Genomic DNA, 13,145 nt, shown 5'->3' with positions numbered 1-13,145 from the left:
CCGTCAAAAAATATGAGATATCTCATATAATTGTATTTGTTTACGTGCTATGATGCAATGGATACGGAGGGATCGATCTTGAATAATCAACAAACACTTAAACATTTAACGAATCCAAAAAAGTTAGTATTGAGTAATCAACGGTGGATGTCACTGAATTTCTTTGTATTTTTCATAACTTGGGGAATATTTTTACCTTATTGGACTGGCTGGCTCGTACAAGCAAAAGGACTTAGTGTAACTGAAGCGAGTATCATCATGGGGCTTGGATTATTAGCACGAGGGGCATCATCGCTTTTTGCTTTTCCACTGGCATTTAAGTTTATGAGCAGTCAAACCGTTATTTTTGTTTTGACAGCTAGCTCACTTGTGGCTGCGATCCTTTATATACCATCATCGTCCTTTGTCACACTTTTTGTTGTAACAATGTTTTTTAATGCCGTATTTCCACCGCTACTTCCTGCTCTTGAAACAGCAGCAGGGAACTTGGTCCAACATGGGGACGTTAATTATGGAAAAAGTCGATCCTATGGTTCTATTGGGTTTATCCTTTCGGTGCTCATCATTAGTTTGATAACAGGGTATTTTGGGGAACAAGCCATTCTAGGCAGTATGGTAATAGGGCTTTGTTTTATGCTATTCATGCACTTGTTGCCGACACCGGCAGTATTAGCGGAAAAGCCAACTGTAAAGGATCGTAAGGATTCCCTTACATTCAAAAGTTTATGGCAGATAAAAAGTTTCCCGATTGTATTACTTATTGTCATATTACTGCAAGGAGCCCATGCTTCCTACTATAATTATGGTTATATTTACTTGCAGGATCTAGGTGTGAATAAATTTTATATCGGAATGATCATTAATATTGCTGTGATTTTCGAAATTATTTACTTTTTGAAGGCTGACCACATGTTTAAAAAATGGAAGCCTTCATCGTTATTAATTTTAGCTGCTACAGGATCCACTTTACGCTGGGTACTCGTATTTTTGTTTCCTAATGTGTGGATTTTTATGATTTCACAAAGCTTGCATGCACTTTCGTTTGGCGTAGCTCATTATGCATTTATGCTGTATATCACGAAAAATTTGCCAAAACAGCAAATTCCAAATGCACAAGGAATTTATTCAGCACTCGCTTTGAGTTTTAGCACAGCTGTTTTAACACTAATCGGAGGCTTTCTATATGAAATCTCTCCAAATCTTTCATTTTTGTCAATGATTATCTGTACGTTTCCTGCGATATTGATTTTATTAGCGACAAGAAGGAAGTATCAATATTAATTTTAATACCTGTATCTCCCATATGACCTACTAGAGCAGGGAATCAATTTCCTGCTCTAGTTTACTATTCATGCATTCTCGGTCTATGGAAACGCCTCTTGCAGTGAAACATGTTATACTATTAAAATATTATATTGCTAGACATATCAATGTCTAACATATCAAATCAGCCCTAGAACAGAGCAAACAGAAGATGGAGAGATAACTTTGAAAAAATATAAGACCCTATTTTTTGATGTAGATGATACCTTATTGGATTTTGGTGCTGCAGAAAAATTAGCATTACAGCTCCTTTTCGAGGAACAGAACATTCCTCTGACCTCTGAAGTAGAAGATCAATATAAAAAAATTAACCAAGGTCTTTGGAAGAGGTTTGAAGAAGGAGAATTGGACAGGGATGAGGTTGTCAACACACGCTTTTCTGTCTTATTTAATCAATATGACAAAGTAGTGGATGGGACCATACTCGAAAAAAACTATCGCCTTCACCTTGAAAAAGGTCATCAACTGATGAATGGAGCTTTTGAGCTAATCTCTGAACTTCACAACGATTATGACTTGTACGTTGTAACCAACGGTGTGTCCAAGACTCAGGATAAACGTTTACGTGATTCAGGATTATTTCCACTGTTTAAGGACATATTTGTATCGGAAGACACAGGTTATCAAAAGCCTATGAAGGAATTTTTTGATTATGTTTTTTCTAGAATTCCTAATTTCAGAGTTGATGAGGCACTAATTATCGGCGATTCATTAAGTGCTGACATTAAGGGCGGGGAGCTGGCTGGATTGGATACATGCTGGTTTAATCCTAATATGAAACAAAATCATACTAATATTAACCCATCCTATCAAATTCACAACCTTGAGGAAATAATACAAATAGTACGTGTTAAAACGGGAAGCTATTAAAAGGGGAGTGGAGCGCATGGAATTGACATATGAAATCATAAACGATGACGAAATTGAATGCTGTAGAGACTTATGCAATGAACTGATGGCTTTCCAAAAGTCAAAAGCCTATATTAATCCTGAAATGTTTGACCATATGAATTTTGATACTCGGATGGTTCCTTCCGTAGAAAAAGCCATACACAATTACATCGTTGTGGTAAAAGATGGTGAGAAAATTGTAGCCTACGTCTATTCCAATATTTCTCCAAAGGAAGCCTATTCGAATAATTTCGCTACTTTTTTTGATCTATCATCTGTTCGTAAAAAGAATGTGGGTTGTCTTTCTCAATTTTTTATAAAAGAAGAATATAGACAGTATCGGATTGGTTCCAAGCTCTTTAATATGTCAATGGACTGGCTGAAGCAATTTGAGGATGTTGAGGATTATTTTATCTTTGTTTCAAATGGCAATGATAACGCATTAGAATTCTATAAGCATAAAGGGTTTTTGGTAAGTCATAAAATTTTAGATGGTTTTATTACTGTTTTACGGAAATAGTTGGGACCATGGATCCATAACTCACTTTGGGTCCTCCAAGTCATCTACTCCTCAAGACTTAGAAGAACTTACTACTTGAGTATCTTCTGGTAAATTAAAAACTCTACTATACTATGATTACATTATATAATGGAGTGAGAATGATGACTGAATCAATATTGTCCCTTATTAAAGAATGGGGGATATCGGGAGTGTTCATTTCCTTATTTATTGAAGGAAGTGCTCTTCCCTTTATCGGCTCGTTTATCATGGTTACAGTGGGATTTATTTTAGATTTGACCTGGTTCGAGATGATCTGGATTTCAATAGCAGGCAGCTTTCTATACGCGATAGGGAGTTGGATTCCCTATTTTATTGGATATAAATTTGGTAAATCTGTGGAAAACCGGTTGAGTGATGCAAAAAGAGCAAAATTAACAAAGGCAAAGAAGGCTTTTAGTAAGAATGGTGTATGGAGTGTTGCCATTTCGAGCCCGCTTCATTTAGGGAATTTTGTTCCTTTTTTAGCGGGAATGTCTCATATGAAACTTCGAACCTATACACTACTTACGATGATTGGAATTGCTCCTTCTACCTTTTTATTTTTAAGTATTGGTCATTTTTATCCAGGTGATTTCAGGAACGTTATGAATACAGTCACTGATTATCAACTATTACTATTTATTTTGTTTGCCTTAATCACTTTGTTTTATATGGGAATAAAATTTTTAGGTTATCGGCAGCAAAAGAAATTAATGAAACAAGATGTAATGAGCTAGATATATATCCTTATACTAAAACACCTAAAAAGGGTGTTTTTTCTTTTACATTGGCGAAGTGTATTAGAAGTAATTAGGTTAAAACTTCCTTACCTATAAACAATCGATTATAATTTCTTAAGAATGGAATGTAATAGGAGTGTATAGATGAAAAGTATATCGATTTTAGTTGCAGATGATGAAGAAGAAATTGCCAATTTAATTGCCATCCATTTAGAAAAGGAAGGTTATAAAGTTATAAAAGTGTCTGATGGGGAGGAAGCCCTTCAAGTAATCCAGACTCAATCGATTGATTTAGCCATTTTAGATATCATGATGCCGAAAATGGATGGTTATGAAGTTACCCGTCAAATTCGTGAACAACACAACATGCCGATCATTTTTTTGAGTGCCAAAACATCTGACTTTGACAAAGTCCACGGTTTGGTAATCGGAGCAGATGATTATATGACGAAACCCTACACTCCCATTGAATTGGTTGCTCGCGTAAATGCACAGCTGCGCCGGTATATGAAGTTAAATCAACCTAAAATTAGTCACCTTTCTGGCTTGGAATTTGGTGGATTGGTTATTTCTCCGGAACAACGGACAGTTTTCTTATATGGTGAACACATCGACCTAACGCCAAAAGAATTTGATATTTTAAATTTACTAGCTAGTCATCCAAAGAAGGTATTTAGTGTGGAAAATATTTTTCAAAATGTGTGGGGCGAAGCCTACTTTGAAGGTGCTAATACTGTAATGGTACATATTCGTACATTACGGAAAAAGCTTGAGGACGATAAACGAAAAAATAAATTAATCAAAACCGTGTGGGGAGTCGGTTATACATTCAATGGGTAAAATCGTACGCAGTTTCCGTTCAAGAATGATACTCTTATTTGGATTAAGCATGTTTTTGTCAGGCACCATAACCTATATCATCTTTAAAGGACTTCAATGGTTCTATCACACTTGGGTTCAATGGGGCGATCCACTGGCAAAGCTCCGGTTATTTATGAGCACTATTGGTGACTTAAACTTCTTTTTACTGTTATTTATTCCGCTTTCTATCTTATTTTTCTATTTACTCACAAAGTCCTATACCACCTATTTTAATGAGATTTCAAATGGAATTCACAATCTCGCACGTGGAGACTTTAGACAGCGGGTTCATATCAGATCAAATGATGAATTTAGCACTATTGCCCATGACATTAACCTCGCAAGTGAAAAATTAGAAGAAGCTGTTCTAAGAGGAGATTTTTCGGAAAGCAGTAAGGATCAGCTAGTTGTAAATTTGGCACATGATTTACGGACACCACTTACCTCAGTTATTGGATATTTGGATTTAATTCTTAAAGATGAAAATTTGACGAAGGATCAGGCTAAACATTATTTATCCATTGCTTTTACAAAATCTCAGCGATTAGAACGATTGATTGATGAACTATTTGAAATTACTAGAATGAATTACGGAATGCTACAGATTCAAAAACAGCAACTTAATTTAAGTGACCTGCTTTATCAATTAAAGGAAGAAATGTTTCCAGTCTTTGAAAAAAATGACTTGATTGCTCGTATCAATATTCTTACCGCTTTATCTATTTTAGGTGATGGAGAACTGTTAGCACGTGTGTTTGAAAACCTGTTAACTAACGCAAACCGGTATGGAGTTGATGGTCAGTATGTCGATATTAACGGTTTTATCGAGGATGGGGAAGTCGTTGTCCAGATTGTAAATTTTGGAGACAGCATTCCTCCAAGTGAACTTCCACATATCTTTGACATGTTTTATACCGGTGACAAAGCACGGGCACATCGAGAGGATAGTACAGGTCTCGGCTTATTCATAGTGAAGAATATTGTCGAGCAGCATAATGGGACCATTTCAGTAGAAAGCAGTTTAATTCGTACGGTATTTGAAGTTCGTTTACCACAAGTGAGCATCGCAATGGATCAATCAAAGGAAAAAACTTAAGAAAAATTTAAACTTTACCCCACTTTTTATTTAAATAGTTTTTCCTATTCTATTACCAAGATAGAAATAGGAGGATATTTAAAATGAAAAAGTGGGGATTTTTATTGTTAATTGTATTCAGCATGGGAATTACAGTAGTAAATAGATTAGAGGCTTTTGAAGATAATAAAGTAGAGATTAAACATTTTGTGCCAGATCATAAATTAGATGAAAGTACTCAATTGGTAGAGATAAGAGAGGTACTCGTTTATCAAGGAAATTTACTATTGGTCAACAATGAGTACCCTGTTCACGAAGAGAGTATTAAATCAGATGTCGTAAATTTAATTGAACGCAGGGAATTGACAGAGGGATATGGGCTATTAGAAAGTGAAATTTATTTATCAGAAGAAGTTGCATATGAGTTTTCAGAGATGATAAAGGCAGCGGGAGAAGAAGGGGTTCATAATTTTTCTATTAATAGTGGTTTCAGGGACTTTGATGAGCAGAATGTACTATATCAACAAATGGGGTCTAGCTTAGCTTTGCCTGCGGGACATAGTGAACATAATTTAGGGTTATCATTGGATGTAGGTTCGACAAAAATGAAAATGAGTGAGGCACCTGAAGGTAGGTGGATTGAACAAAACGCATGGAAATATGGTTTCATCTTACGCTATCCAAAGGATAAAACGCAGGTTACTGGAATTCAATATGAACCATGGCATATCCGCTATGTGGGACTGCCACACAGTGCGATCATCCAAGAAAAGAATTTCGCTTTGGAAGAATATATGGAATATCTAAAAGAAGAAAAGCACATTACGGCTATCGTTAATGGTGAAGAATATACCGTTACTTATTATCCCATTGAAACAAGTAGGTCAATAAAAGTGCCAGAGAATAGCAAATATGAGATCTCAGGAAATAATATTGATGGAGTTATTGTAACTGAATGAACATCATAAATATAAGGTGAGAGCAAAGTCTGCATATCCGATAGTTATTTTCGTTATGTGAGAGTAACTTCGCTTATCCGAGAGTAAATTTCGTTATGTGAGAGTAAATCCACTTATCCGAGAGTAATTTTGGTTATGTGAGAGTAAATCCGCTTATTCGAGAGTATTTTCCCTTATGTGAGAGTAAATCCTGCTTATCCGAGAGTAATTTCCTTTATCCGAGAGAACCCCCCCGCTTATCCAATAGAATTACCATTTTACGTGCGATATAATTTTTTTTTTGTAATGGAAATTTTTATCAATGAAATTGTGCAAAATAGTATTAATACAGGGTAAACATAATTTATACTATTATTACGTTGCAATCTTATTTAGGGGGATATAATGGAGTTTTCTTTGTTATTAGAGTATGGATGGGTTTTACTTATTTTGATTTTGTTAGAAGGCTTATTATCTGCAGATAATGCTTTGGTATTAGCTATTATGGCGAAGCATTTGCCAGAGGAACAGCAAAAAAAAGCGATTAATATTGGGTTATTATTAGCCTTTGTCTTTAGGATTGGTGCCATCTTTATTATTTCGTTTTTGTTTCATGTTTGGTGGATTCAAGCGGTTGGTGCTGCGTATTTGATTTTCATCGCATTAAAGCATTTGCTTAAAAAGGATCATGGCGGTAAAGAGAAAGCAGGGAAAAGCTACCGAGCTACTGTAGCTCAAATTGCATTAGCCGATATAGCCTTTGCTGTAGATTCAATTTTAGCTGCAGTCGCTCTTGTTATCGCATTACCAGGTACGCCAATGCGCCAAATCGGTGGAATGGATGGCGCGCAATTTATTGTTATATTAATCGGCGCAATCGCTGGATTAATCGTAATTCGATTTGCTGCAGGATTCTTTGTTAAAGTCCTAACACAACGCCCTACCCTTGAAACAGCAGCGATGTTACTTGTTGGCTGGGTCGGGGTTAAGCTATTGATGCACACTCTTGCGCATCCGGCATTACACATTATTCCTCATGATTTTGTAGAAGGACCGATTTGGAATACCATCTTTTGGTCTGTTATGCTTCTTATAGCATTAGGCGGCTGGTTTTTATCTGGTAAGAAAACAGAACAATCTACGTAAGGAACAACATCATAGAAAAATGGCTTGGAACCATATCAAGCCATTTTTTCATTTATTTGGAAAGGGGAGCAATATGAAATTATCATTTGATCATTTAGTTTGGTTTAAACATAAACCTGAAAATGCAATACAACCTCTTTCAGAAAATGGAATCCAAGTTATTCAAGGCGGCCGTCATGAATCATGGGGAACCTACAATACTCTCAGTTATTTTGATTTCAGCTATATAGAATTTTTGGGGATTGAACAGGTATCGATTGCTGAACAGCATGAAGAGAATCGATTAATTACCCAAATTGTTAAGCAGCTGTTTAAAGAGAATCGAGAAGGTCCTGCTAAAATAGCGATTCGAACGGATCAGATAAACGAATTAGCCATAAAGCTAAGAGAAGAGAGTTTTACCGTACATGGTCCCATTCCAGGACAACGTGTTACTGCAAGCGGGGAAGTAATCAAGTGGACTCTTCTTTTCATCGAGGATCAACCTAATGAGCTATCACTTCCTTTTTTCATCCAATGGGAAAAAAGTGATGAAGAAAGGATGGCCGTGTTTAAGGAACAAGGAATCTTAGGAAGGCATGCTAGCGAAAATTCCAAATTTGAAAGTGTCGGGTTTGTCGTAAGGAATTTAGAAGAAACGATAAGTACATGGGGAAAGTTATTTAACCTATCCCCGAGTGAAGAGTTCAGGGATGAAATCTTACAGGCACGGTGCCAAAAATTAGAATTGCCTGGCACAAATCTATTATTCTGCACACCGCTTGGTAATGGGCCAGCAGGAAAGGTCTTACATGAAAGAGGGGAAACACCTTTTCTAGTAAACTTAGCAGAAACCAATCAAAACATCTTTATTGAAATGTTAAATGGATATTGGCGATTTCAGTAGGGACGGGGTAAAAAAACAGAGGAGATTTTACATGATAAACACTAAATTAATTTTAGTAGAGGGATTGCCTGGTTCGGGGAAAACTACGACGGCAACCATCACGAACGATATATTAAAAGAATGGAATGTTGATACAAATTTGTTTTTGGAGGGAAATGCTGAACACCCAGCGGATTATGAAGGAGGATGTTACTTCTCAAAAACTGAATTTGCCCAACTTTTGAAACAGTATAATGAAGTGCAGACTATTTTCGTAAAACATGCCATTGAACGCTGTGATGGATTTGTATTGCCTCAATATAAGCTGAAACAGGACCTTGCTGAGAGAATGGTTCCTAATTCCTTTTGGGATAAAATTTGGAGTCATGATATCTATGAGCTGCCGTTAGAAAAAAACATTGAATTAATAACGGATAAATGGAAAAGGTTTGTGGAACAAGCGACGACAGGAAATCAAACGTATATATTTGAATGCTGCTTTATACAAAATCCTGTAACCATCGGAATGATCAAATATGGTGCCTCTAAGGAAGATGTCATGAATTATGTAAAGCAATTAGCTGAAATCATTGAGCCGTTAAACCCCGTTCTAATCTATGTAGACCAGCAAGATTTGTCCCATTCCTTTAAAAAGGCAGTTCAAGATCGAACAAAAGAGTGGTCTACTGGATTTATGGATTACTATAATAACCAAGGTTACGGGAAAATCCATGGTGCTCAAGGAATTGAAGGAACCATTGCTGTTCTAGAAGCAAGGAAACAATTAGAGGCCTCGATTTTTAATGCATTAGCCATTAAAAAATTTAAAATTGATAATTCACCGTTTGAGATGGATTCTTATAAAAATAGAATCATGGAAATATTGATGAATAGATAAAATTGTATTGCTATGAATCAGAGTGCACCTTGCCTCTGATTTTTTTTCATCCATTATTAATTATTTTGTAGGGTTAGTAATGAAGACAATCACACTTTTATCTAAATCAAAGTCCCAATCGACAAAAATATCGATGACTTTGGTATTCAAGATCCCCTCAAAATGGTTATTGTTATGAAGCAATCCTTTTTCGAGAGTTCGTTTGGCAAACTTAAGCGGTTCTCGCATTCCTTGTCTGATTAACTGCTTCTCAATTCTTACCAATATTCCATTACGAATAACAAGAATCGACCGGTGATTCAATTGGCATGCAAAAATTTCTTCAGGCTTCTTTTCTGATTCGGAGCTTAAATTAATAATCTCTGTAATCAGTTCAGGTTTACCTGTAAATTCTTCTTTAATAGGTGCATCAACACTGGTTAAATCACTACATATCCCAGTGAACATAGCTGATTTATTATGCAGCCCCCAGTCATAGTAGAATTCCCGGATTTCCATACCGGTAACGATTTTTATATAGGCTTTAATTTCAGGGATCAATGTCTGCATGACTAAATCCCTTGTCTGCTGAACACTTTCTTCCTGTTTTTGATTCATAAGTACTTTTTCTGTAGGAGACAAGAAATTACGAATATAGAAAATAATAAAGGTTTTACCTAGTGAAACATGCACCGATTCTGGACCTTTACCAAAATTATCACGGAGGATTTTACTAATATAGCTGCCTAACTGCGTTGTTTGTTTATTTGTATCTGTTTCCATTGTCGTTTCTCCTTTCAAAACTAGGTCTAAACCCTATGATGCCCTTTTTATTGGAAATAATTAGCATGGTTTGTACCTTCGAATAAAAATATAATGTTAGTAGGTGAAGGGACAGAATGCCATTCGCTATGAGGAGTAGGATATGTTTTCAAGCATGAACAACAATGTTTTAATAGACACATATTTTAATGCAGTAAAGCTAAAGCTAGATGAAGATTTTATTATTTTATTAGAAGAAGAAATAAGTCGTAGAGGAATACAATTAGATAAGGTAGAAAGAATGGTATAACCATAGCTTTATACTCAAAAATTTTAATCCTCTATCCAATCATTAATAGCATTAATAGGTGATTTTGTCATAAGAACAGCGAATGGCTTCTTGCTCTTCACTTCTTTTAAAAGAAAAGGTACCTACTAAATTTTTTGACTACTTTTACTATTTTCAAAGTTAGGATAAACCTAACTTTTTTTCTTTTTGTTTTAGGATTACGTTTTTTCTTCCTATAATACTAAATTGTTTTGTATAATTTTATATATTAATAATTAATTGATATCAAGAAAATACTATGATCATATGGAGCGCTGGAAATGTTAAATATTCGAAATGTAACGATGAAAGATTTACCTGAACTTGTAATCATTGAACAAATTTGCTTTCCGATAGAAGAAGCAGCTACGGAAGAAGCTTTTAAAAAGCGTATTCAATTAATTCCAGATAGTTTTTTTGTGGCGGAAGAATGTGGTGTGATCATAGGGTTAGTTAATGGCCCAGTGATTGAAACGGAATATATTACAGATGATTTATTCGATGAGATTAAGCTAAATCCACCATCCGGCGGTCATCAAACCGTTTTAGGAGTAGCGGTGACACCCCATTTCCAAACTCGAGGAGTAGCAACAGCGTTACTAGTGCATCTTGAAAAAGAAGCAATATCAAAAAATCGTGTGAGTATAACACTTACATGTAAAGAAGATTTAATCCGATTCTATGAAAATTTAGGATATAAAAATAGAGGTGTTTCAAAATCCGAGCACGGCGGGGTAACTTGGTACAACATGATTAAAAAATTGCAATAAGGCTATATTTATTAAGAACAAATTACATATAAAGATTATCTGAAAACCAAAGTAGTAATTGGAATATTTTTTAGTAAAGGAGTGAAACGTATGTACGAATTAAAAACAAAAGAAACGGACAATAGTGTTATTGAGTTTATCGAAGAAGTGGATAACCCTAAAAAGCGCGAGGACGCGTACAGATTATTGGATATTTTCACAGAGACCACCGGTTTTGAAGCGAAAATGTGGGGGCCAAGTATTATTGGTTTTGGTTCCTACCATTACAAATATGAATCTGGTCATGAAGGTGATGCACCTCTAGCTGGCTTTTCTCCTAGGAAAGCCAAAATCAGTTTATATTTTGCACCAGGTGAACCGAAGAGGGAAGAATTATTAAAACAGTTTGGAAAACACACTACAGGGAAAGCGTGTGTGTATGTTAATAAACTTGCAGATATTGATGTAGATGTTTTAAAAGCATTAATTAATGAATCCGTATCCTTTATTCAAAAAATGTATCCAGAAATATAACACGAATGAGTCCTTTATTTCCAATCTACTGATTGCTGAATAAGGGACTCTAATTCATTTCCGGGAAGAGATATAATATATTTAAATCTGGTCAAGGAAGTAAGCCGGCTATGCCTAGTAGCGAAAGAACAATTTCAAATAGGATAAGAATGACAATAATCCATTCGACGAATAGTCCGCGAATCGAGTGACTGATGGTCGAAAATCCATCCATAATGTTATAAAGTATTTCTGTTTTACTTTTCAAAATTTTATAACGATCATTTAATTCAAAAAACTCGAGCATTCTGTCATAAAATTCACCCGCTGTACTGCTTGTCCAGGTGATATCAGGCTTATCAAGAATCATGATGTAAGCAAGGGTATTATACTCGTGACGGATTATTTTAGCTGTCGTCCTCGCTAGTTCCTTATTTCCGATTCTCAGCTTGCCTTTTTCTAAACGGTCAATCATCGTTTCGAGTTTATCATTAATTTGTCCCAGCTGTTCCTCGGTCTTTTCCAATGCTACCGATTTTGCCAGTACAGTAGAAATTAATTCAGGATAGTAACTTTCATATTCAGGAACGACCACGTACTCGTCTGTTAACTCAATGCTTTCCGTTTCCTTAATGTGCAAGCTGTAATCATCGCTATATCTATCTGCACTTTTGACATCAATGTCCGGCTCGAAGGAGTAGAGATAGTTCAAAAAAGCAGTTATCTCATTTGGTGTAGAATGATTTATGAATACAATGCTGCCAAAGGAAAAAACAAGTACCATTTGAGATTCGTCTACATTTTTGAAGAGGATTGATTTTAAAATTTCACCTCTTAGTATTAATGGCTCCTCCCAGGTGAATTTCTTTGGTATCCCACAATGAACAGCGATTTTGTTTAAATCTATTTCATTTGTAATCGCAAAGGCTTTAAAGGTTAAATCTCTCATATTCACCACTCTTTTCTTTTTATTTAGTATATGAACCATAGTGTTAAATTAATGAAGGATTAGTGAAAACAATATCGAATAAAATAAAAGGTGCATAAGAATAGAATAAATTTAAGGAGAATTGTTTATGAATCATACCGAATTTGTTTATGTAACTTACATAGCCACTACACCGAAAAAACTTTGGCAGGCTTTAACAAGCAGCGAATACACAGAAAAATACTTTTTTGGAAGCAGCATTAATTCAGATTGGCAAGAGGGAGCAGAAGTTACCTATTCTCGGAACGGGAAAGTTACGGATTATGGACAAATCGTAAAATGCGAGCCGTACCAAGAGCTCTCCTATACCTGGACCTATGTGGGGGATGGTGTCGAGGGGAAGGAGCCGTCAAGGGTTACCTTTAAATTAATCTCTTTGAATGAAACCGTAAAATTGGTGCTAAGACATGAAAATCTTCAGCCTGGTGATTTAGTGGATAAAGAAGATACTTTTGAGGGTTTAAACAATGGCTGGCCTGCGATTTTAAGTAATTTGAAAAGCCTTCTAGAAACCGGAGAAACTATGCCTGCTATTTCAATTTAAAATA

16 protein-coding genes are annotated in these 13,145 nt (G+C 35.6%); 14 read left to right on the top strand and 2 right to left on the bottom strand.

Annotated features, from left to right (window positions below; translation table 11 throughout):
* The first annotated feature begins 129 nt into the window (after positions 1-129).
* The 10 genes from QNH48_RS16745 to QNH48_RS16700 all read left to right on the top strand — a co-directional run bounded on the left by QNH48_RS16745 (position 130) and on the right by QNH48_RS16700 (position 9,278).
* On the top strand, positions 130-1,281 hold the full coding sequence (locus QNH48_RS16745) for an MFS transporter (RefSeq protein WP_283955798.1): 1,152 nt from the start codon (positions 130-132) through the stop codon (positions 1,279-1,281).
* 207 nt (positions 1,282-1,488) lie between these two features.
* On the top strand, positions 1,489-2,193 hold the full coding sequence (locus QNH48_RS16740) for a YjjG family noncanonical pyrimidine nucleotidase (RefSeq protein ID WP_283951190.1): 705 nt from the start codon (positions 1,489-1,491) through the stop codon (positions 2,191-2,193).
* A 16-nt stretch (positions 2,194-2,209) separates the two neighbouring features.
* Positions 2,210-2,734: a GNAT family N-acetyltransferase gene (locus QNH48_RS16735; RefSeq protein ID WP_283951189.1), complete on the top strand. Its 525-nt coding sequence runs from the start codon at positions 2,210-2,212 to the stop codon at positions 2,732-2,734.
* A 140-nt stretch (positions 2,735-2,874) separates the two neighbouring features.
* A complete protein-coding gene (locus tag QNH48_RS16730; protein WP_283951188.1) occupies positions 2,875-3,492 on the top strand; it encodes a DedA family protein in 618 nt (205 codons plus the stop codon).
* A gap of 147 nt (positions 3,493-3,639) precedes the next feature.
* Complete coding sequence (gene vanR, locus QNH48_RS16725; protein WP_283951187.1) at positions 3,640-4,335, top strand: vancomycin resistance response regulator transcription factor, VanR-F/VanR-M family; 696 nt, start codon at positions 3,640-3,642, stop codon at positions 4,333-4,335.
* Entirely contained in the window at positions 4,328-5,452 is a 1,125-nt protein-coding gene (locus QNH48_RS16720; protein ID WP_283951186.1) for a sensor histidine kinase, read from the top strand. Before vanR ends, QNH48_RS16720 begins: the two co-directional genes overlap by 8 nt.
* Before the next feature lie 83 nt (positions 5,453-5,535).
* Complete coding sequence (gene vanY, locus QNH48_RS16715) at positions 5,536-6,390, top strand: VanY-A/VanY-F/VanY-M family D-Ala-D-Ala carboxypeptidase (protein WP_283951185.1); 855 nt, start codon at positions 5,536-5,538, stop codon at positions 6,388-6,390.
* A gap of 384 nt (positions 6,391-6,774) precedes the next feature.
* The gene (locus QNH48_RS16710; RefSeq protein WP_283951184.1) at positions 6,775-7,515 is read left to right on the top strand and encodes a TerC family protein; all 741 of its coding nucleotides are present in this window, start codon (positions 6,775-6,777) and stop codon (positions 7,513-7,515) included.
* Positions 7,516-7,588: 73 nt separating this feature from the next.
* The gene (locus tag QNH48_RS16705; protein WP_283951183.1) at positions 7,589-8,401 is read left to right on the top strand and encodes a VOC family protein; all 813 of its coding nucleotides are present in this window, start codon (positions 7,589-7,591) and stop codon (positions 8,399-8,401) included.
* 34 nt (positions 8,402-8,435) lie between these two features.
* On the top strand, positions 8,436-9,278 hold the full coding sequence (locus QNH48_RS16700; protein ID WP_283955797.1) for a P-loop NTPase family protein: 843 nt from the start codon (positions 8,436-8,438) through the stop codon (positions 9,276-9,278).
* 60 nt (positions 9,279-9,338) lie between these two features.
* Here QNH48_RS16700 and QNH48_RS16695 read toward each other — a convergent pair whose 3' ends face one another.
* Positions 9,339-10,040 (bottom strand): Na-translocating system protein MpsC family protein, encoded by a 702-nt coding sequence (locus QNH48_RS16695; protein WP_283951182.1) that lies wholly within the window; start codon positions 10,038-10,040, stop codon positions 9,339-9,341.
* Positions 10,041-10,182: 142 nt separating this feature from the next.
* On the opposite strand from QNH48_RS16695, the gene sda reads away from it, so the two are divergent.
* From sda to QNH48_RS16680, 3 genes are all read left to right on the top strand, one after another.
* Positions 10,183-10,329, top strand: a complete 147-nt coding sequence (gene sda, locus QNH48_RS16690; protein WP_283951181.1) for a sporulation histidine kinase inhibitor Sda — start codon at positions 10,183-10,185, stop codon at positions 10,327-10,329.
* 299 nt (positions 10,330-10,628) lie between these two features.
* Entirely contained in the window at positions 10,629-11,117 is a 489-nt protein-coding gene (locus tag QNH48_RS16685) for a GNAT family N-acetyltransferase (protein WP_283951180.1), read from the top strand.
* A 90-nt stretch (positions 11,118-11,207) separates the two neighbouring features.
* Positions 11,208-11,630 (top strand): DUF1801 domain-containing protein, encoded by a 423-nt coding sequence (locus QNH48_RS16680; protein ID WP_283951179.1) that lies wholly within the window; start codon positions 11,208-11,210, stop codon positions 11,628-11,630.
* A 91-nt stretch (positions 11,631-11,721) separates the two neighbouring features.
* Here QNH48_RS16680 and QNH48_RS16675 read toward each other — a convergent pair whose 3' ends face one another.
* Positions 11,722-12,558: an RMD1 family protein gene (locus QNH48_RS16675; RefSeq protein WP_283951178.1), complete on the bottom strand. Its 837-nt coding sequence runs from the start codon at positions 12,556-12,558 to the stop codon at positions 11,722-11,724.
* Positions 12,559-12,685: 127 nt separating this feature from the next.
* Here QNH48_RS16675 and QNH48_RS16670 point away from each other — a divergent pair, with 127 nt between their 5' ends.
* Complete coding sequence (locus tag QNH48_RS16670; RefSeq protein WP_133368222.1) at positions 12,686-13,141, top strand: SRPBCC family protein; 456 nt, start codon at positions 12,686-12,688, stop codon at positions 13,139-13,141.
* Positions 13,142-13,145: the final 4 nt, after the last annotated feature.

This window comes from Neobacillus sp. YX16 (assembly GCF_030123505.1).
In the GTDB taxonomy this organism is placed as follows: domain Bacteria; phylum Bacillota; class Bacilli; order Bacillales; family Cytobacillaceae; genus Neobacillus.
The sequence above is the reverse complement of the archived record's forward strand: the minus strand, read 5'-3'. Positions and strand labels throughout refer to the sequence as shown.